The organism is Micromonospora peucetia, assembly GCF_900091625.1.
Lineage (GTDB): Bacteria > Actinomycetota > Actinomycetes > Mycobacteriales > Micromonosporaceae > Micromonospora > Micromonospora peucetia.
This window is the reverse complement of the sequence record NZ_FMIC01000002.1, coordinates 2,277,184-2,296,165: the sequence shown is the minus strand read 5'-3', so window position 1 is coordinate 2,296,165 and position 18,982 is coordinate 2,277,184. Positions and strand designations below refer to the sequence as shown.

Annotated in this window: 19 protein-coding genes; 11 read left to right on the top strand and 8 right to left on the bottom strand. The window is 71.9% G+C overall.

All coding sequences use genetic code 11. The features are described 5' to 3' along the window. Window positions 1-28 precede the first annotated feature (28 nt). Both GA0070608_RS10755 and GA0070608_RS10750 read right to left on the bottom strand, forming a co-directional pair. Window positions 29-895 carry a cytochrome c biogenesis CcdA family protein gene (locus GA0070608_RS10755; RefSeq protein WP_091626067.1) on the bottom strand — a complete coding sequence of 289 codons (867 nt, stop codon included), beginning with the start codon at window positions 893-895 and terminating at the stop codon, window positions 29-31. After that, window positions 892-1,653, bottom strand: coding sequence for a DsbA family protein (locus tag GA0070608_RS10750; RefSeq protein ID WP_091626063.1), 762 nt, complete (start codon window positions 1,651-1,653; stop codon window positions 892-894). Before GA0070608_RS10750 ends, GA0070608_RS10755 begins: the two co-directional genes overlap by 4 nt. Window positions 1,654-1,740: 87 nt before the next feature. Between GA0070608_RS10750 and GA0070608_RS10745 the strand changes: the two genes are divergently transcribed. From GA0070608_RS10745 to GA0070608_RS10725, 5 genes are all read left to right on the top strand, one after another. Continuing rightward, window positions 1,741-2,205 carry a hypothetical protein gene (locus GA0070608_RS10745; RefSeq protein WP_176733684.1) on the top strand — a complete coding sequence of 155 codons (465 nt, stop codon included), beginning with the start codon at window positions 1,741-1,743 and terminating at the stop codon, window positions 2,203-2,205. Then, window positions 2,202-2,594, top strand: a complete 393-nt coding sequence (locus GA0070608_RS10740; protein ID WP_091626054.1) for a BlaI/MecI/CopY family transcriptional regulator — start codon at window positions 2,202-2,204, stop codon at window positions 2,592-2,594. Before GA0070608_RS10745 ends, GA0070608_RS10740 begins: the two co-directional genes overlap by 4 nt. Next, window positions 2,591-3,541, top strand: a complete 951-nt coding sequence (locus GA0070608_RS10735; protein ID WP_091626050.1) for a M56 family metallopeptidase — start codon at window positions 2,591-2,593, stop codon at window positions 3,539-3,541. The genes GA0070608_RS10740 and GA0070608_RS10735 overlap by 4 nt, the downstream gene beginning before the upstream one ends. 80 nt (window positions 3,542-3,621) lie before the next feature. Then, a complete protein-coding gene (locus GA0070608_RS10730) occupies window positions 3,622-4,242 on the top strand; it encodes a class I SAM-dependent methyltransferase (RefSeq protein WP_091626047.1) in 621 nt (206 codons plus the stop codon). 136 nt (window positions 4,243-4,378) lie between these two features. Further along, window positions 4,379-5,431: a hypothetical protein gene (locus GA0070608_RS10725; RefSeq protein WP_141719441.1), complete on the top strand. Its 1,053-nt coding sequence runs from the start codon at window positions 4,379-4,381 to the stop codon at window positions 5,429-5,431. 163 nt (window positions 5,432-5,594) lie between these two features. Here GA0070608_RS10725 and GA0070608_RS10720 read toward each other — a convergent pair whose 3' ends face one another. From GA0070608_RS10720 to GA0070608_RS10710, 3 genes are read right to left on the bottom strand one after another with little or no spacing between them, the layout of a single operon-like run. Further along, window positions 5,595-6,059, bottom strand: coding sequence for a hypothetical protein (locus GA0070608_RS10720; protein ID WP_091634837.1), 465 nt, complete (start codon window positions 6,057-6,059; stop codon window positions 5,595-5,597). Continuing rightward, complete coding sequence (locus tag GA0070608_RS10715; RefSeq protein WP_091626038.1) at window positions 6,034-6,672, bottom strand: RNA polymerase sigma factor; 639 nt, start codon at window positions 6,670-6,672, stop codon at window positions 6,034-6,036. The genes GA0070608_RS10720 and GA0070608_RS10715 overlap by 26 nt, the downstream gene beginning before the upstream one ends. Window positions 6,673-6,703: 31 nt before the next feature. Next, window positions 6,704-8,014, bottom strand: a complete 1,311-nt coding sequence (locus GA0070608_RS10710) for a S8 family peptidase (RefSeq protein WP_245715763.1) — start codon at window positions 8,012-8,014, stop codon at window positions 6,704-6,706. 193 nt (window positions 8,015-8,207) lie between these two features. On the opposite strand from GA0070608_RS10710, the gene GA0070608_RS10705 reads away from it, so the two are divergent. The 6 genes from GA0070608_RS10705 (at window position 8,208) to GA0070608_RS10680 (ending at window position 16,595) form a co-directional block, all read left to right on the top strand. Further along, window positions 8,208-10,841, top strand: a complete 2,634-nt coding sequence (locus GA0070608_RS10705) for a CHAT domain-containing protein (RefSeq protein ID WP_091626035.1) — start codon at window positions 8,208-8,210, stop codon at window positions 10,839-10,841. 46 nt (window positions 10,842-10,887) lie between these two features. Then, window positions 10,888-11,607 (top strand): SanA/YdcF family protein, encoded by a 720-nt coding sequence (locus tag GA0070608_RS10700; protein WP_091626032.1) that lies wholly within the window; start codon window positions 10,888-10,890, stop codon window positions 11,605-11,607. 181 nt (window positions 11,608-11,788) lie between these two features. Further along, a complete protein-coding gene (locus GA0070608_RS10695; RefSeq protein ID WP_091626025.1) occupies window positions 11,789-12,217 on the top strand; it encodes a Fur family transcriptional regulator in 429 nt (142 codons plus the stop codon). Window positions 12,218-12,240: 23 nt separating this feature from the next. Beyond that, window positions 12,241-14,517: a catalase/peroxidase HPI gene (gene katG / locus GA0070608_RS10690; RefSeq protein WP_091626018.1), complete on the top strand. Its 2,277-nt coding sequence runs from the start codon at window positions 12,241-12,243 to the stop codon at window positions 14,515-14,517. Window positions 14,518-14,778: 261 nt separating this feature from the next. After that, window positions 14,779-15,822, top strand: coding sequence for a hypothetical protein (locus GA0070608_RS10685; protein WP_141719440.1), 1,044 nt, complete (start codon window positions 14,779-14,781; stop codon window positions 15,820-15,822). Window positions 15,823-15,836: 14 nt separating this feature from the next. Beyond that, entirely contained in the window at window positions 15,837-16,595 is a 759-nt protein-coding gene (locus GA0070608_RS10680) for a hypothetical protein (RefSeq protein WP_091626010.1), read from the top strand. A 205-nt stretch (window positions 16,596-16,800) separates the two neighbouring features. Here the strand turns inward: GA0070608_RS10680 and GA0070608_RS10675 are convergent, their stop codons facing one another. The 3 genes from GA0070608_RS10675 to GA0070608_RS33960 form a co-directional block, all read right to left on the bottom strand. Further along, the gene (locus GA0070608_RS10675) at window positions 16,801-18,198 is read right to left on the bottom strand and encodes a hypothetical protein (protein WP_141719439.1); all 1,398 of its coding nucleotides are present in this window, start codon (window positions 18,196-18,198) and stop codon (window positions 16,801-16,803) included. Window positions 18,199-18,273: 75 nt separating this feature from the next. Further along, complete coding sequence (locus GA0070608_RS10670; RefSeq protein WP_141719438.1) at window positions 18,274-18,495, bottom strand: hypothetical protein; 222 nt, start codon at window positions 18,493-18,495, stop codon at window positions 18,274-18,276. 256 nt (window positions 18,496-18,751) lie between these two features. Next, complete coding sequence (locus tag GA0070608_RS33960) at window positions 18,752-18,886, bottom strand: hypothetical protein (RefSeq protein WP_281186075.1); 135 nt, start codon at window positions 18,884-18,886, stop codon at window positions 18,752-18,754. Window positions 18,887-18,982 lie beyond the last annotated feature (96 nt).

Genomic DNA, 18,982 nt, shown 5'->3' with positions numbered 1-18,982 from the left:
CCTGCCGGGGATCCCGATCCCCGGCACCTCACGTTCGGGATCGGGCCGAGGTCTCCTCCGGGACGGGTTCGTCCGGGACGACCCGTCGCCACCGGCGGCGAACCAGGACGGCGAGCGCGGCTGCGGCGACGAGCAGCAGTACCGCCTCGTCCGGCACGGAACCGAGCGTGCCGGTCACCCACTCCTGTGCCGCGCCCTCGACATCGGTCAGCCCCAGGCCGCCGGACAGCCCGGCGGTGCCGTCGAAGGCCAGGAACAACACGCCGAGCGCGATGAACAGCAGTCCGGAGACCAGGGAGGTGCTGTGCACCCGAAACCTGCCGACAGCCAGGAGACGGCCGCGCAGCCAGCGCCGCTGTCCGATGCGCCATCGGTCCCACACCAGGGCGAGCAGCAGCAGCGGCGCCGTCATACCGAGGGCGTAGACGGCGAGCAGCGCCCCGCCGGCGGCCGGCTGGCCGGAGGTGGCGGCGATGGTGAGGATCGCGCCGAGGATCGGCCCGGAGCAGAAACCGGCGACCCCGTAGACGGCCCCGAGGGCGAACACCGATGCAACGGAGTCACCGGTCAGCCGGCCGAGCCAGCGTTGCGCCGGCCCGAACGCGAACCCACGCCCCACCAGCTGCACGACGCCCAACCCGATGATCACCCAGCCGGCGACGAGGATGAGCGTGTCGCGGTGGCGGAAGAACACGCCCGCGACGGCGGAGGAACCGACGCCGAGAGGCACCAGGAGCGCGGCGAGCCCGAGATAGAAGACGCCGGTGCGGGCCACCAGCCGGCGCCGGCTGCCGAAGGCGTACGCGAAGAACGCCGGCAACAGCATCGCGCTGCACGGGCTCAACAGGGCGAGCACCCCGCCGAGCAGGGCCGCCAGGTAACCGACGTCGCTCATCGCACCAATTCCAGCTCCCTGTCGATGGTCTGCTTGAACGCCTCGAACGGCTGGGCCCCGATGATCGGTGTGCCGCCGACGATGAACGCCGGCGTGCCCGTGATCCCCATCGAAGTGGCCTCCTGCCCGTCCCGGTCGATCGCGGCCGTGGTGACAGCGGATGCCCGGTCGGCGTCGAATCGCGCCAGGTCCAGTCCCAACTCGCGGGCGGCGGCGCGCAGCGCCTCGTCGTCCAGGGCACCACTGTTGACCCGCCGTTCCCCGGCGTACAGCGCGTCGTGGAACTCCCAGAATCTGCCCTGTGCACCAGCGGCGCGGGCGGCGGCCGCGGCGTCGCGCGACTCCGGCCCGAGGTACGGCAGATCCCGCCACTCGATGCGGACCAGGCCCTTGTCGACGTACTCGCGGATCAGCCGGGGCTTGACCTGCCGGGCGTGCCGCCCGCAGAACGGGCACTGGAAGTCGGAGTACTCGATGATCACCACGGGCGCGTCGGGTTCACCCAGCGCCACCGGGTCGCCCGGCGTCCGCCGGGCCAGCCCCGCGAACGGGTTCTCCCGTTCCTCTCCGGCGCCCGCCGCCTGCCCGCCGGACGCGGTGGACCCTTTGTCGGAGGGCGGCCGGCCGAGCACGATCAGCACCGCGACCACGGCGATGACCAGCACCGGACCGAGCCAGCCGGCCGTGCGCCGGAGCGCGTGCGGCCCGCCCGGGCGGCTTGCGGGCCGAGGCGGGGTGGAACGGGTGGAGGGCTTCATGACAGCTCCCTGGGACACATCTACTATTGCTCTTAGTACTATCGAGCCTAGTACTATCGTCTTCGTACGAAGATGAGGAGGGCCACCATGCGGACCTGGACCCCGCGCCGACTGCTCGCTGCGGCGGTCGGCGCCGCGGCCACCACAGTGCTGATCGCCGTGCCGACCGACCTGATCGACACCCCGCTGTTCGGCCGCAGCGTTCCGGTGACGTGGTGGGCCTGGCCGGTCCTGATCGCCACCGCGGTGCTGTCGGGTCTGCTGCTGGCCACCTACGTCAGGCCTGGAGACGCGACGCGGTCCCCCCGGGCGGAGCGGCGGGTGGGCACGGTCGGCGGCGTGCTGTCGTTGCTGGCCGTGGGCTGCCCGGTCTGCAACAAGCTGGTGCTGCTCGCCCTCGGAACGAGCGGCGCGATGACCTGGTTCGCGCCGGCCCAGCCGCTGCTCGCCATCGTCTCGATCGTGCTGCTCGGCTGGGCGCTGCGCCGCCGGATACTCGGCGAACGGCAGTGCCCGTTGCCCGCGGTGGCGGGCGGTAGGGTCGAGCGGTGATCAGGCCCGGGCGTCGTGACCGTGGCGCGGAACGCTCCCTCGGTCCCCTGGAATCCGAGGTGATGAACCGGCTCTGGGCGGCCGACGAGCCGCTGACCGTCCGGCAGATGGTCGACTCCCTGACCGGCAGGGGCCTGGCCTACACGACGGTGATGACCGTTCTGGACAATCTGCACCGTAAGGGCTGGGCGGAGCGCGACCTGGCCGGCCGTGCCTACCGGTACCGGCCTCGGGTCGGCCGGGAAGAACACGTCAGCCAGGTGATGGCCGACGCGCTGTCCTCCGCCGCCGACCAGCACGCCGCGCTCGCCCGGTTCGTGGACGCCATGAGTCCCGACGAGGCCGCCCTGCTGCGCGCCATCCTGCACGACCGGGAGGAGCCGGCGTGACCAGTCTTCTCCTGCTCGCCTGGGCGACCGCCGTCGCCGTCACGGTGCCACGCGCCGTCACCGCCCGGTCCTGGAGTCGGGCCGTCCCCCGCGTCGCGATCGGCCTCTGGCTCGGCGCACTGGTTTCGGCGACCGGAGCCGTCCTGGGCGCCGGGCTGCTCGCTGCCGTGCCGCCCGCCGCGCTCGCCGCCGGGCTCGACGGCATCATCGGCGCCTGCGCCCGCGCACTGACCCGGCTCGGCGCTCCCGACGAGACCCTCGCCGTGCTCGCTCTGGCCGCCACCGCCGCACTCGCCACCCGCCTCACGATCGGCGCGGTCGCCACCGTCCGCGCGGCCCGACGGTGGCGCCGGCAACACCTGGCGGCCCTGTCCCCGGTGGCCAGTCCAGGGCCCACCGACGGGTGCACCCTGGTGGAGCACGCCACGCCGATGGTCTACTGCCTACCCGGCAGACCAGGGCACGTCGTCGTCACCCGCGGTGCGCTCGACACGCTCACCCCGCAGCAGCTCGACGCCGTGCTGCGACACGAACGCGCCCACCTGCGCGGTCGTCACCACCTGCTCGTGGCCGTGGCGGCGGCCTTCCACCGGGCCCTGCCCGGGCTGCCCCTGGCCCGCGCCGCCGAGGACGAGGTCCGGCGCCTCGTCGAGCACCTCGCCGACGATCGGGCGGGCGCCCGCCACGGCCGGCACACCGTGGCGGCCGCCATCGTCCGGCTCGCCGGCAACACCCCCGGTCACGCCCTCGGCGCCGGCGCGCCCTCCGTCGACCGGGTGCGCCGGCTCCTCGCCCCCGCCCCACCCAGATCGACGGCACGACACCTGCTCGGCGCCGCCGCGATCATCCTGCTGCTGGCGTTCCCCGTGGCCACGACGGGGACCGCCGCCGGGATGGCCGTGCACAAGGCAACCTGTTCGCAACCTGCCGCCCCCGCCGGCAACTGAACCCGAATCACCCCGCCCACCCAAAGAGCCCGTGGATGATGGCCCGGGGGGCGCCAGCTACCACTGAAGGGATCTCGCTCGTGGACAGCGCCGACTGGGACGCCCGGTATGCCAACGCCCCTGACCTGGTCTGGACCGCCGATCCGAACCGGTTCGTCGTGGCGGAGACCGCCGACCTGCCGCCGGGCCGAGCGCTCGACCTGGCGGCTGGCGAAGGTCGCAACGCCGTCTGGCTGGCCGAGCGCGGGTGGCGGGTCACCGCCGTCGACTTCTCCGCCACGGCGGTACGGCGTGGTCAGGAACTCGCCCGAAAGCGTGGCGTCGACGTCGACTGGCAGGTCGCCGATGTCACCGCCCACCAGCCCGAGGCCGGCGCCTACGACCTGGTCCTCATCGCCTATCTGCACCTGCCCCGACCTGACCTGGCGGCCGTCCTGCGGCGGGCGGCCACCGCCGTACGCCCCGGTGGATCGTTCGTTCTGGTCGGCCACGACCTGGCCAATCTCACCGCCGGCACCGGCGGCCCCCAGGATCCCGCCATCCTCCAGACGCCCGACGTCGTCGTCGCCGAACTTCCCGGCCTGCGGGTCCGCCGGGCCGAGACCGCCCATCGACCGGTACGCACCCCGGACGGCACAGTCGACGCGTTGGACACCGTGGTGGTCGCGACCCGACCCAGTGCGCGGCTTTCGCCGGCTTGATGCCAACTCCCGCCATCTGACATCACCCGGCGGCGGCAAACGTATTTACCTCCGCCGATCGGTCTCCGTAATGATGTCCACCCGCCCACGCCACCACCTCGGGGCAGACGGCGATCCCCCATCATCGGGAGGAAATGTGTCTACCAGACTCGCAGGAAGAGCGCGTCGTTCGACGCTCGCCCTGCTCACCGGCGCGGCGCTGGCGACGCTGTTGTCTGTCACCGCGGCCGGTGCCGCACCACTGGCCGGCCCGGCGGACAGCCGCGCGGGCGGCGCCACCAACGCCGCCGCAGTCGACGTGTACATGCAGGACACGCCCACCGACGTGGGGCTTCAGCCGCACTCGCTCAACCCGCTCTGGCAGAGCCCGGACATCAAGGTCTGCCCCACCGCCGTCGAGTGCCCGACCAGCCAGAACCCGATCGTCGGTCAGCGGAACTACATCTTCGTCAAGCTGCGTAACCCCGGCCCGTACGGCGACAGCGTCATGGAGGAGGGCGCGATCGAGGTCTACCGGACCACGCCCGGTGGCGGGGCGGCCTGGCCGGGCGCGTGGACGCAGATCGGGTGGATGGCGGTGCCGGTCTATCCGGGCGTCACCTCGGTGACCATCCCGTGGGACAACGTGCCCGGCCCGGGTCACTTCTGCCTGCTGGCCCGTTGGGTCTCCCCGAACGACCCGATGACCTTCGAGGGACCGGACATCGGCGTCAACACCCGGAACAACAACAACATCGCCTGGCGCAACGTCGACTCGGTGGCGCTGGTCGCCGGCGGCCTGGTGCAGACCCGGCCGTTCGCCATCGGCAACACGCTGACCCGGGCGGCCCGCAGCAGCGTGGTGTTCAGCCAGACCGGGGCACCCTTCCAGACCGCCGGTGGCCGGCTCGTCGCCGACCTCGGGCCGAACCTGTTCGAGCGCTGGGCCAAGGGTGGCAAGGCCGGCAAGGGTGTCCGCGAGGTAGGCCGTAACCAGGTCGAGATCGTCGACATCGGCCAGGCCAGTCTGGACAACCTCGAGCTGAATCCCGGTGAGCGGATCGCCTTCTCGCTCAACTTCACGGCGGCTGTGCCGACCCGGGAGAAGATCGCCGTCAACGTGACCCAGATCGGCCCGGACACCACCGGCGCCGCCCGGGCCGACCTCGGCGGCGTGCGGTACGACATCACGGTGGACCAGCGCAAGTAGCCATCCTGAAGGGGTGTGGACGGAGGTCGCGGACGACGCCGCGACCTCCGTTTCCCGTCTGTCCGGTCGGTGTCACCGGCACCCCGCCCGGTCGGATCGGTGCACCCTCCCGGCACTGCTCGGTAGTCGATGGCCAGCCGCCCCGGCCTGCCAGGTGTCCCGCTCAGCGCAGACTGACCCAGGCGGTCGCCACCGCGTACTCAGCGGTGCGGGCGCAGAGCTGGACCGGGCCGGCAGGCGGTGACCCCATCGAGAAGAAGCCGACCGCGTCCACCGGCACCTCCTCGTACCGGCCGGCGGGGGTCCGGGCGGTGACCCGGCCACCTCGTGCCGGTGCGAGCTGTCCGACGATGCCGGCCGGGGTCACCTCGATCTCGACCACGACCGGACCGGTGCGGAACGTCAGCGTGCGGGCCGAGCCGGTGGACCGGGTGAGACCGGCCGGCTCCAGGTCACAGGCCGAGTCGAAGGTCAGCGCGGCGACCGCCAGCTCGGCGTCGACGGTCCGCCAGCTGAACGCGGCCAGGGCTGCGGCCAGGAATTCCTCGGGCACCGGGCCCGGGTCCCGCAGGGCGGCCCGCAACTCGGCCAGCAGTGCGTCGTCAGCGGCTGGCGGCCACAGCTCCATCGCGGTCACCTCCGCTCCCGTCGTTACCGGGGTGTGCCCTGACGAAAGGGGCGAGTGCCGGACAGTTCCGCAGCTTGTGCAGGCACCGGGCCTGGGTCGGGCCGACACTGCCCACCGGCATGCCCAGCCGCGTACCGATCTCGCGGTAGCTGGACGGCGGATCGGTCATCAGCAGGGCGAGCAGTTCCCGGCAGCGCGGCGGCAACTGCGCGAACGCCTCCCGCAGCGCCTGCTGCCGCTCGGCGGACAGCAGGTCCTCGTCCGGGGTGACCGGATCCACCAGCAGAAAGGCGCCGACGTGCCCGTCGACCGAGTCGTCGTACGGGTCGAACGGCTGGGTCCGCCGGCCAAGGCGAAGCAGCCGGTAACACTCCCGTCGGGTGGTGGTGATCAGCCAGGCGGGCAGGGCGTCAGACTCCCGCAGCCGTCCCAGGTGCTCCACCACACGCAGCCAGACGGTCTGGTTCACGTCCGCCGCGTCGACCTGGTCGAGCCCGTAGGACCGGATCACCGAGAGCACCAGGGGGGTGTAGCGGCGGACCAACTCACCCCACGCCAGTTCGTCACCGGTGGAGGCGGCGGCGACCAGCCCGACCACCCTGCGCTCGCTCATCGGGACACTCCCCTGCCCGCCGACGCCGACCTCACGCGACGAGTACGCCGTAGTGGGGATGCCAGCGAGGGCCGGCGACCAGCGCGGCATGGGCTGCCTCGGCGCTGAGCCCGGCGCTGGTCATCAGCGCGGCCAGCCGGCCGGCGACGTGGCCGGTGGCGAACGAGGTGCCGACCCAGGCGGCGAAGCCGTCGAAGTACCGCGTCGGTTGGCCTGGCAACTGGAGCCGGCCCCTGACGTAGGTGCTGGTCCGACTGCCCAGGGCACAGGCGTCCACCCACGGCCCGTAACTGCTGTACGGCGCCGGTACCGGGCCGGTGGACCCGGCACTCACCGCGCCCACCGCCAGGACCCGGTCCAGGGCGGCCGGCCAGGCCCGCCGGCTGTTGCCGGCATTGCCCGCCGATGCCACCACAGCTCGGCCGGGCAGCCCGGCCAGCGCGTTGACCAGGGGCAGCGGAGGTTGATCGTCCTGGGTGAAGTAGCCCAGCGAGAGGTTGATGACCGACGCCTGCGGCGCGAGCCGACCAAGGGCGGCGACCAGCATCTCCTCGTCACCGACGCCGGTGGCGTTCAGTGCGGCCTCGGGATCGAAACGTACGCCCGGCGCGGCCTGCCGGACCACTCCGGCGACGAAGGTGCCGTGGCCGCCCTGGAGCGCCAGCACGTCCGCACCGACGTAGACCGCGTCCTCGTCGTCGGCCTCGGGAAGGTAGCTGCCGGCCAGCCACTGCGGGTGGAAGGAACCGGCCTGCCGCCAGATTCCGGTGTCACAGATCCCCACCGTCACTCCCGCGCCCTCACCGGCGCGCGCCGGATCCGGCGCCGGCAGAGCACCGGCGACCCGGGGCGGACCGCCAGGGTTGCCCATGATGTTGCCGAAGCCGAGCAGGACGTGGTGCGGCTGGACCACGGGAGCCGGCTGCCCGGGCCACTGCTGCGGGTCGCGGAGCTTGGTCACCACCGACGGGACGTCGGTCTCGGCAGCGAAGACGAGCCGGGCGACACCGGCGAAGCCGACACCCTCGGTGGCCGGATGGCCGTAGCTGCGCAGCCGACTCATGACCCGCTGCACGTCCGGGCGGGCCACCAGGAGTTGCCGGGGCCGGTAGAGGAACTCCCGGCCGGTGACGGCGTACCGGCGCAGGTTGGGGTCGGCGGCCAGGGCCTCCAGAAAGACCCGCTGGTAGGTCGCGTCGGGCGACTCGCCGGCGGCGGCCGGGCCGCCTCGCCCGGCGAGACCGAACGGTGTCGCCGCGGCGGCCAGGGCGGACCAGGCCATGATCTGCCGGCGGGACAACCCGGCGGGCGGGCCGGAGGCGAAGGAGTCGTCAACGGGCACCGGTCCTCCAGGCGGTCGGAGATGCGTGGTCGGCGACGGGCCGGGGCAGCTACGGAAGCGCTATCCGAGGCACCGGACGATTCTTTCAAAGGATAGTCCGATGTCAATTGTTAGTCGCTCAGGCGACTGATTCCTGACACACCTCGACACGACGCGATTGACCGGGGAGCGCGATTGCGGGATTCTTCCTGGCATGGCCGACAGCGCCGTTTCCGGTGCCGTCACGGCCCAGACCGCACTCGACGCCGTTCAGCGCTACCCGCGCGAGGCGATCGCGATCGGCCGGCGGGTCCTCGCCGCCGGTCACCCCGACGCCGACGAGCGGTCCACCGCCGAACGCGCCATCGGGCTGGCCCTGCGGGAACTCAACGACCTGCCGGGTGCCCTGCGACACCTGCGCCGGGCGGTGCGGATCGCCGGTACGCCCCGGGTGCGGGCGCTGGCCCAGATGAGCCTCGGGTACGTCCTGGCCAACGCCGGACGCACCGTTGCGGCGCTACGCGCGGTGACCCTGGCACTGCCCCGACTGACCGGCGCCGACGCCGGCCGGGCCCGGATGCAACGGGGCGTCGTGCTGCACTACCGGGGACGGTTCGACGAGGCGGTCCGGGACTACGACATCGCGGTGGAGATCGCCCAACGCGAGGGCGACCTGCTGCTGGAGGCGCGGGCGCGCAACAACCGCGGGCTGCTCAACGCCCACCGGGGCACCAGCCGGGACGCCGACGACGACCTGTTCCGCTCCGCGGCCATCTTCAGTCGGCTCGGGCTCGACCTGGCCGCCGCCGACGCCCGCTGGAACATCGGCATAGCCGCCGGCCAACGCGGCGACGTCGCGGGCGCGCTGCGCGGCTTCGCCACCGTCGATGACGAGTACCGCCGGCTGTCGGTGCCCCGGCCGGCGCTGCTGTTGGACCGGTTCGAACTGCTGCTCTCGGTGCCGCTGGTCGACGAGGCGGTCGAGGTGGCCACCTCCGCCGTGACGGAGCTACGGCGGCGGGGCATGGCCTCGGATCTCGCCGAGGCGCTGTTGGCCCGGGCCCGGGCGGCGCTGCTCGCCGGTGACCTGGACACCGCCACCGGGGCCGCCGCCTCGGCCCGGGCCCGCTTCCGCCGCCAGGGCCGCCGCATCTGGGCCGCCTTCGCCCGGCACGTCGAGCTGCGCGCCGAGTTTTCCCGGGGCACCCGGTCGGCGGCCCTGCTCACCGCCATGGTGCGAACCGCGGATCAGCTCGACGCCACCGGCTGGCCCTCGCCGGCACTGACCACCCGGATCGAGGCCGCCCGGCTGGCCGAGGCGTTGGGCCGGCCCGCCCGGGCGGCCGAACTGCTGGCGGTGGCGGCCCGCGCGCACCGCCGGGGCACCGCACCCCACCGGGCCCAGGGCTGGTACGCGCTCGCCCTGCGCCGCCGGCTCGACGGTGACCCGCGGGGTGCGACCCGGGCCCTGCGCCGGGGACTGGCGGTGCTCGACGGCCACCGGGCCTCCCTGGGTGCCACCGAACTACGGGCACACAGCGGGGCGTACGGGCACGAACTGGCCGCCGAAGGGCTGGACATCGCCGTCCGCACCGGCACGCCCGCCCAGGTGCTGGCCTGGGCGGAGCGCTGGCGGGCGAACGCCCTGCGGATGCGCGCGGTGCAGCCGCCGCAGGACCCCGAGCTGGCCACCGCCCTGGCCGAGCTACGGATGGTCAGCACCGCCCTGGAGGACGCGTTGCTCGCCGGCCACCCGGTGCACGCGCTGCGGCGCAGCCAGGGTCGGCTCGAACAGCGCATCCGGGAACTGGCCCGGGGAGTGGACGGTGGAGCCCGGGCAGTGGACGGTGGCGGCCTGGTGGCACCGCCCGCGGTGCACGCCCTCGCCACCGCGCTCGGTGACGCCGTGCTGCTGGAGCTGGTGGCGCACGGGCCACGGCTGCGGGCGGTGCTGGTCCGCGACGGCCGGACCAGCCTGCACGACCTCGGCCCACTCGACGAGGCGCTGGGTCGGGCCCGCCTGCACCGGTTCGGGCTGCGCCGGCTGGTCACCACCGGCGACTCGGCAAGTGCCCGGGCCGGCGTCGAGTTCGCCACCACCGCGCTGGACCAGCAGCTCTTCGACCCGGTACGCCGGCTGCTGGGCGACCGGCCACTGGTGATCGTCCCGATCGGCGCGCTGCACGCCGTACCCTGGTCGGGCCTGCCGACCTGCGCCGGCCGGCCGGTGACGGTGGCGCCCTCGGCGACGGTCTGGCTGCGCGCCGTCGGTCGGATCGTCCCGGCCGGCCCGCCGGTGCTGGTGGCCGGGCCCCGGCTGCCTGCCGCCGAGACCGAGGTACGCCAGCTCGGCGCGGCCCTGCCCGGCTCCCGCCCGCTGACCGGTTGCGGTGCCACCGCCGACGCGGTCACCGACGCACTGAACGGGACCGGGCTGGCACACATCGCCGCACACGGCACCTTCCGCGCCGACAACCCCCTCTTCTCCACGCTGGAGCTGGCCGACGGGCCGTTGACCGCGTACGAGTTGGAGCGGCTGACCCGCCCACCGGGCTGCGTGGTGCTCTCCGCCTGCGACTCCGGCCTCTCCGGGGTCCGGCCGGGCGACGAGGTGATGGGCTTCACCGCCGTGCTGCTGGCCCTCGGTGCCCGCAGCCTGATCGCCACCGTGTTGCCGGTCCCGGGCGACCTGACCACCGCGCTGATGCTGGACCTGCACCGGCGGATGCGCGCCGGTGCTCCACCGGCGGTGGCGCTCGCCGAAGCCCAGCGCACGTTCGACACCGCCGGTGGTGGCGGTGCCGCCCATGCCACCGCTGCCGCCTTCGTCTGCTTCGGCGCCGGCTGAGCGGGTGGGCCGGCTGGTCGACGTCCACCCGGGGATACTTGCCCCCATGCGTGGTCGATTCTCCAATCTGGTCCGAAGGCCGCGCCCAGCCGGCGGCAGGCGTACGCGCTGGCTGCGCCGCGCCGTCGTCGCGGCCGTCGTCGGCGCGGTGCTTCTGACCGGTGGCGCCGTGGCCAGCGTGCAGTGGATCCGCAGCGGCGCGCAGGGGCACATCTTCGCCGAACAGGACGTCCCCGAGGCCCCGGTCGCCCTGGTGCTGGGCACCAAGGTCCATCCCGACGGGACCCCCTCGCCGTTCCTCACCGCCCGCCTGGAGATCGCCCAGCGGCTGCTCGCCGCCGGCAAGGTGCGCGCGATCCTGCTCTCCGGCGACAACATGAACCCGGACTACGACGAGCCGGGCGCGATGCGGCGCTGGCTGGTCGACAACGGCGTGCCGGCGGAGAGGGTGGTGCTGGACCACGCGGGCTTCGACACGTACGACTCGTGCGCCCGCGCGAAGCGGGTCTTCGGGGTGGACCGGGCGACGGTGGTGACCCAGTCCTTTCACCTGCCCCGCGCCGTGACTGTGTGCCGGCGGCTCGGCGTGGATGCCAGCGGGGTCGGCGACGAGACGGCCCGGCAGTACGACAGGACGTGGCGGATCAGCTCCACCCGCGAGTACGGCGCCTGCGTGAAGGCCGCCGTGGATCTCCTGTCCGGTCGTGACCCGGTCCACCTCGGCCGCCGCGAGACCGGGGTGCAGGACGCACTAGGCAGCGCGTGACGCCGGGGCCGGAACGTCGCACGGCACCGACACCGTGCAGCCGCCCACCATCGCCTGTCGACCGCGATCCGGCCGCCCGGCCCTACCCTGCCAGCTCGACGGCCAGGTCCGCGTCGAAGAAGTGCGAGTTGGATCTCAAGAAAACTGGATTCATTCCAGAAGAGTGCCCTATATTCACCAGATGACGTCCGACTTCGAGACTCAGCTGCGAGCGGTCTCGTTGCGGGTGACCCGGCCCCGGTTGGCGGTGCTCGCAGCCCTGCGCGACCATCCGCACGTCGACACCGACACGGTGATCGCGCTGGTACGGGCGGCTCAGCCCACCGTCTCCCACCAGGCGGTGTACGACGTGTTGCGGGCGCTGACCGACGCCGGTCTGGTGCGGCGCATCCAGCCTGCCGGTGCGACCGCCCGGTACGAGTCCCGGGTGGGGGACAACCACCACCATGTCGTGTGCCGCTCCTGCGGCGCGATCGCCGACGTCGACTGCGCCGTCGGCCATGCTCCCTGTCTCACCGCCGTCGACGACCACGGCTTCGTGGTCGACGAGGCGGAGGTCGTCTACTGGGGCACCTGCCCCGGCTGTGCGACCGAACGCACATCCCAGTGATCCGCCAGTTCGGAAGGAAGCAGATGAGCGACGCTCAGGACAACGCACCCTCCAGCGCGCAGGGTGTGGACAAGAAGGCGGCGGCCGGCTGCCCCGTCGCGCACGACTCCGTGACCGCGCACGGCAGCGAGAGCGAGAACCCGGCGATCGACTCGCCGACGCCGAAGACCGGAGGTCGTCCGCACACCAACCGGGACTGGTGGCCCAACCAGATCGACCTCTCGGTGCTGCATGCCCACTCGTCCAAGGGCAACCCGCTCGGAGCGGACTTCAGCTACGCCAGGGAGTTCGCCAAGCTCGACGTCGATGCCCTCAAGCAGGACATCGTCAAGGTTCTCACCACCTCGCAGGACTGGTGGCCGGCCGACTTCGGGCACTACGGCGGCCTGATGATCCGGATGAGCTGGCACGCCGCTGGCACCTACCGCATACAGGACGGTCGCGGCGGCGCCGGCGACGGTGGTCAGCGGTTCGCCCCGCTCAACAGCTGGCCGGACAACGCCAACCTCGACAAGGCCCGCCGGCTGCTGTGGCCGGTCAAGCAGAAGTACGGCCAGCAGATCTCGTGGGCCGACCTGCTCGTGCTCGCCGGCAACGTCGCCCTGGAGTCGATGGGCTTCAAGACCTTCGGCTTCAGCTTCGGCCGGGAGGACGTCTGGGAGCCCGAGGAGATCTTCTGGGGCCCGGAGGACGCCTGGCTCGGCGACGAGCGCTACGTCACCGAGAAGGAGATGTCGGCCGGCGTCGGGGCGACCGAGATGGGTCTCATCTACGTCAACCCGGAGGGCCCCCGCGGCAACGCGGACCCGGCCGCGGCGGCACACTTCATCCGCGAGACCTTCGCCCGGATGGCGATGAACGACGAGGAGACCGTCGCCCTCATCGCCGGTGGCCACACCTTCGGCAAGACCCACGGCGCCGGCATCGCCGACGACCACGTGGGCCCCGAGCCCGAGGCCGCCCCGCTGGAGGCGCAGGGCCTGGGCTGGCTTAGCACCCACGGCAGCGGCAAGGGCGGGGACACGATCACCAGCGGTCTCGAGGTGACGTGGACCGACGTGCCGACGCAGTGGAGCAACCGCTTCTTCGAGATCCTCTTCGGCTACGAATGGGAGCTCGCCACGAGCCCCGGCGGCGCGAAGCAGTGGGTCGCCAAGGACGCCGAGGCGATCATCCCGGACGCCCACGACCCGTCGAAGAAGCACAAGCCGACGATGCTCACGACCGACCTGTCGCTGCGCGTCGACCCGGCGTACGAGAAGATCTCACGCCGATTCCTGGAGAACCCCGACGAGTTCGCGCTGGCGTTCGCCAAGGCCTGGTACAAGCTGCTGCACCGCGACATGGGTCCGATCAGCCGTTTCCTCGGGCCGTGGGTCCCGGAGGCCCAGCTGTGGCAGGACCCGGTGCCGGCCGTCGACCACGAGCTCGTGGGTGACGCGGACGTCGCCGCCCTCAAGGCGACGGTCCTGAACTCCGGCATCCCGACCGCCCAGCTGGTCTCCACCGCCTGGGCCTCGGCCGCCAGCTACCGGTCCACCGACAAGCGCGGCGGCGCCAACGGCGCGCGGATCCGTCTCGAGCCGCAGCGCAGCTGGGAGGTCAACCAGCCCGAGCAGCTCGCCACGGTCCTGGAGACCCTCGAGGGCGTACGGCGGGAGTTCAACGAGGCCGGCGGCGCGAAGATCTCGCTCGCGGACCTGATCGTGCTGGCCGGCTCGGCCGCCGTCGAGCAGGCGGCGCGCGATGCCGGCGTCGAGGTGACCGTGCCGTTCCACCCGGGCCGCACCGACGCCACTCGGGAGCAGACCGACGTCGAGTCCTTCCGGGTCCTCGAGCCGCGCGCCGACGGGTTCCGCAACTACCTTCGTCCCGGCGAGAAGACCCAGCCGGAGGTGCTGCTCCTCGACCGTGCCTACATGCTCAACCTGACCGCGCCCGAGATGACCGTCCTCATCGGCGGCCTGCGCTCCCTCGGGGCCAACTTCGGCGGTACGCAGCACGGCGTCCTCACCGACCGGCCCGGCGTGCTCACCAACGACTTCTTCGCCAACCTGCTCTCCCCGGGCACCCGGTGGAAGGTGTCGGAGTCCGACGAGCACGTGTACGAGATCCGGGACCTGGCCACCGATGAGGTGAAGTGGACCGCCACCGCGGTCGACCTCATCTTCGGCTCCAACTCCCAACTCCGGGCCGTCGCGGAGGTCTACGCCAGCCAGGACGCGCGCGACAGGTTCGTGGCCGACTTCGTCGCAGCCTGGACCAAGGTCATGGAGCTCGACCGGTTCGACCTCGCCTGACCCGGCTTCAACGACGAGTCCCGGTCGATCCACCAGCGATCGACCGGGGCTCGTCCGCCATCGGATCCGGTCTGGAAGACCGCAGTTCCAGATCGACGTACGCGGGACGGGCCGCCCGGCGACCCGTCCCGCGCCGTCCCGCCCTGAGCAGGAGCGGGGCCGGGCCGTACGGTCACAGCCGCTCGGTTGCTGAACGTCTCCTCGCGTCTGTTTGTTGACTCGCCGCTAACGCTTCGCGACCGCAATGCATAGCGTCACGGAATGCAGCCGAACGAGCCATTCCCCGCGCAGACCTCGGGGCCTCCACTGGTACCCGTCCAGCCCTTTGTCCCCACGCCTGTGCCGGTCTACCGCGACGAGCCGATCCGCCCGCCACGGGACACCACCGATGGCCCGGCACCGGCCCAACCACCAGCCCCGCACCCGCATCAGGCACTGACCGCGCGTCTGGCGCAGTGGTCCGCGGCCGAGCAGGTGGTCGCCGATGTGTTGAGGGCCCTCAACACCGCCTATGGCACGCCGCTGACCGTGGCACTTCTCGACAGGCCCGTCGGCAGCGACCACCTGCCGGCCACCAACACCATCGTCCTGTCCCCGAAGTACGCCACGCCAGGGCTCGCCACCGTCGCCGACAAGCTGATCCTGTACCGGTTGGCCACGGCATTCGAACACCTCGGCGTGAACACGAGCGACGTGGAGGCACTTCAGACGTACAACGGGCAGCAGCAACGGCTGTGGCGGTTGGCGAACCCGCCACAGAACCCGCCGCCCGCGGATGTGTACCGGTTCTACCACGGCACCAACCGGTGCAACTTCTACGGCGACGGCATCCAAGTCACGGGCCTGACGCCGAGCAAAGCCGGCAGCGCCATCGGCTGCAAGCGCTGGGAGAGACACGACATCGCCAGGGAGAGCAAGGACCAGGGCTGGAACACCGCCACCCTCGACTTCGACGTGGCGCTGTCCTATGCCCGGCAGCACACCGAATGGGCCATGGGGACGAAGCGCAACGAGCCGACCCTGCGCGACGTCGCCGACGAGGGCGGGCTCGTCCTCACCTTCGACATGCCGAAGAAGGCCGTCGACGGCAGCGACCAGTGGCGCCGGGACAACAGCGGCGACCCGAACAACTTCCAGACCACGGAAGCGATACCGGCCGAGCGGATCCGGGTGGTAGAGGCGTTGGGCATCCCAGGGCCCTTGACGGCCGTCGCGCCACCGCCGATCTTCGCCCAGGCCCCGATGGTCAAGACGGACTCGGCACCGGGCGCCAGGCGACGCGTCTACCCCAAATCTGACATCTGAAGGGCCTTCACCTCATGCTCCAGGAGACGAACAACCGCTTCGCCACCACATCGTGGATGTGGCTGACCGACCCGGACGAGGTCGAGAACGACGAGCTCATCCATCCGTTCGACTGCGAGATCTTCCGGGTGGTCCCGGCCCAGAGCGCGCAGACCAGCCCGAGCGCCGGCCCTACCGGCGACGAATACCAGTTGGACGACGACAACCAGGCGGGGTTCGATGCGATCCACCGGCGCGCGCTCGCGCGCGCCGTAGACGCACTACCGCACAACGGCCGGATCGCCGCTGGGGACACCGACGCGCTGCACGCGGAAGCCGAGGCCGACATGGGAACCGGGCCGACCGCCGCCATCGGCGCGACTGCTCTCGCCGGCACTGGTGGGGTCAGCCCATGCGTCGCCGTGCTGGCCCGCGCGCCCGTCGGCGGCGGTCGCTGGCGGGTCGGTTGCAGCCACCTGAGCGCCAATGAGATGGGCAGCCTCCAGGAGGCCAAAGACGCCATCAACCAGCTACTGACGAGCCTGGCCGCGGTCAGCCAGGACGCGAGCAACGGACCAGTCGAGCTCTATGTGGTCGGGGGCTGCGAGGACGAGAATGTCGCGTACGAGGAGTTCGGGCGGGTCATCGCCGCCGCCCAGATGCGGGCGGCCGACCCCGGCCCCGACCAGGTACGGCTCGCGGGGGCCCGGGTGCCGGCCTGCGCCGGCGAACAGTACGTCGACGTGTACATCGGCGCGGGCGGTGTGACGTACTCAGTCCATCAGGGCGACTGACAACTCCGAACCAACCACGATCCAGCATCAGCAACACGATCAGACCCGGATTGCCACCCGGTCTAACTATGCGGCATTGGCGTCAACGGTCGGCTCGTGCCCAGGTGTCGCACGCAGGGTCTGCACGGCGAACAACGGGATGACGACCGTCGCGACGTCGTAACCGAAACGATTGATCGTCTGCGCGGCCCAGAGATAGCGAAAGTTAGCGTTCCGCGGTGGCCGTCCCATGGCGATCATCGCTCGACGAATGAGCGCCGGAGCTGAGGAACACCGGCGCGAGCAAGACACCTCGTTCGGTGGTGCCGCGGATGACGGTGCTCGGTTCCCCGACCAGTCGGGAGGTAAGACCGGTGAGCCCGGCCGGCCCGTAGTGCAGCCCCCACACCGCGTGCCAGTCACGCACCGTGCTGCCCTGCTCGCCGCAACCCGGCTCGACCCGGGGCACGACCCGCCGCTGCACGATGTACCGGCCGTCCCTGGCCGCCGTGGTGAGCGCCTCGCGCCAGGTCGTGTCGTCGACCGTCCAGCCGGCCACCGTGCCCTCACCACGGGCCAGCGTGGTCGGTTTGAGGATGCTGTCGGACCGATCGCGGATCAGGCCGGTCAGATCGTACGGGGCGTCGATGCGGGTCGTCTGGGTCAGGATGCGGCGCAACGCGGCACGTTCAGCCTCGGTCAGCGCGTCCTGCACTGCGGGCAGCTGCACCAGGGCAAGGCAGGACTTGCTGTTGAACACGTCATGCGCCGGTACGGTGACCACCGGCGGCATGGTGCTGTCCGCCGACGGGTGCAGCCGCCGCCAGGCGACCATCGGGTCCGGCTCCGCGGCGAGTTCCTCCAGGCTGAACAGCCGCAGGATCGCGCTGACTCCGGCGACACCGTCGGCGATGGGCCCATCGGGTTTCGACAGGTCGGCGATCTCTGCCAGCCGAGTCCGGAAGGGGCGCGTCTCGATTCGCTCGGCCAGCGGCTGCCACGCGGCGGCCCACTCCGCGAGTGCCCCGGTCGCTTCGACCATCAGCACCTCCCTGAGGTCGCCAGGCGTTCCGGTGTAATGCTCCGGCGCCGCCGCGTCCAACAGGTCGACCAAACCGGTGACGGAATCGAGGTGACGTAGTCCGTGTCGCTCGGCGAAGTGGCTGAATCGTGGGTCGGCCAGGATCGCGGCACCCAGAGGTGCCCGCCGGACCCCGCCGACCGCGGTGGACAGGCCCAGCTCGATCACCTTGAAGCCGGTGCCGTCGTGCATCAGGTCGGCGCGGCCGTACCGGACGAGGCGTGGTAGGTCGGTGTCGACGAGCATCGGGCGGATCGCCGCCGGCGCGTCGGTCAGCGCGCCGAACGCGGCCAGGCTGCCGCCCGCGAGTAGATCGGGCAGCCTGCCGACGACATCGAGCAGCACCTCGAAGTCGGCGTAGAACGCAGCGATCTCACGCTCCGGGACGAACATCGGGCGCTGGAAGCTCTTCGCCGCGAGTTCTGGCCCCAGCACCGTGACGGCGTGACCGGCTGGCAGGTCGGCCGGCAACTCCCCGGCCCCGACCGCCCGCAGATAGTCCGCGGCCGGATCGGGGAGGACAACCAGGCTGCGGGAGTTCACCATGTGCCCCCTGCCCCAGTCGCGACGCCACGGTGCCGTGGCGTGGCGCGGCAGAACCGGGTCGGCGTCGGCCGTTCAGGCTGACAGGAACAGGGCATGGTCTGCCTCCAACTGGCGCAGCAAGCGGTAGTCGACCAGGATCGTGCCGGGATCCTCGTGGGCCAGGAGGACCAGGCCGGGTGTCGTGTAGGAGTTGACAGTGACCTGCAGGGGGTCGCCTGCCTGAAGGTAGGTGTCGACGGAGTGCGGCGACAACATCTGCACCATCGCCACAGGTCGGCTGAGTGCTCGAAGCATATGATCATCCATATTTGCGTCTTCCGCAACGGGACAGTTGCAGGTCCCGGGATTCCCACGGTGGGTTGCTATCAGCTCGCAGCCGTCACCGGCACGACCGAGTCCGGCACGGGTCCGGGCAACCCCGGGAGCCCTCGGACGGTGTCGCCAGACGCTCCGGCAGCCCTATGCCGATCGCGTGCGCCCGGAGCCGGCGATGCCGGGCGGCGGGATCGACCGGGCCGGGCTGGCGGAATCGGCGCGGTGCCCCGACTGGTCATCCCGTCGAACTCGGCGGGTCGGCGTTGCCGGTGGCGATCGAGTGCCACGCAGCGACCTCGAGGTCCCGCTTGGCGTTGATGACGCACAGCGTCCACTGCAGTATGACCGTCGCGACGGTGCTGAGCACCATGGCGATGAACGCGGTGCTGGAGATCGACCCGGTGAGCCGGATCGCCGAAAGGCCCCACCGTGCCTATCCGCGTAGAACACGTAGCCGAGCGGGTCC

Bases quoted from the DNA above. Each gene is read 5' to 3' on its own strand.
- GA0070608_RS10680 (WP_091626010.1), top strand. From the start codon at position 15,837: ATGCTCCAGGAGACGAACAACCGCTTCGCCACCACATCGTGGATGTGG.
- GA0070608_RS10750 (WP_091626063.1), bottom strand. From the start codon at position 1,653: ATGAAGCCCTCCACCCGTTCCACCCCGCCTCGGCCCGCAAGCCGCCCG.
- GA0070608_RS10745 (WP_176733684.1), top strand. From the start codon at position 1,741: ATGCGGACCTGGACCCCGCGCCGACTGCTCGCTGCGGCGGTCGGCGCC.
- katG (WP_091626018.1), top strand. From the start codon at position 12,241: ATGAGCGACGCTCAGGACAACGCACCCTCCAGCGCGCAGGGTGTGGAC.
- GA0070608_RS10755 (WP_091626067.1), bottom strand. From the start codon at position 895: ATGAGCGACGTCGGTTACCTGGCGGCCCTGCTCGGCGGGGTGCTCGCC.
- GA0070608_RS10720 (WP_091634837.1), bottom strand. From the start codon at position 6,059: ATGGAGCTGTGGCCGCCAGCCGCTGACGACGCACTGCTGGCCGAGTTG.
- GA0070608_RS10715 (WP_091626038.1), bottom strand. From the start codon at position 6,672: ATGAGCGAGCGCAGGGTGGTCGGGCTGGTCGCCGCCGCCTCCACCGGT.
- GA0070608_RS10670 (WP_141719438.1), bottom strand. From the start codon at position 18,495: ATGCTTCGAGCACTCAGCCGACCTGTGGCGATGGTGCAGATGTTGTCG.
- GA0070608_RS10705 (WP_091626035.1), top strand. From the start codon at position 8,208: ATGGCCGACAGCGCCGTTTCCGGTGCCGTCACGGCCCAGACCGCACTC.
- GA0070608_RS10700 (WP_091626032.1), top strand. From the start codon at position 10,888: ATGCGTGGTCGATTCTCCAATCTGGTCCGAAGGCCGCGCCCAGCCGGC.
- GA0070608_RS33960 (WP_281186075.1), bottom strand. From the start codon at position 18,886: ATGGTGCTCAGCACCGTCGCGACGGTCATACTGCAGTGGACGCTGTGC.
- GA0070608_RS10685 (WP_141719440.1), top strand. From the start codon at position 14,779: ATGCAGCCGAACGAGCCATTCCCCGCGCAGACCTCGGGGCCTCCACTG.
- GA0070608_RS10695 (WP_091626025.1), top strand. From the start codon at position 11,789: ATGACGTCCGACTTCGAGACTCAGCTGCGAGCGGTCTCGTTGCGGGTG.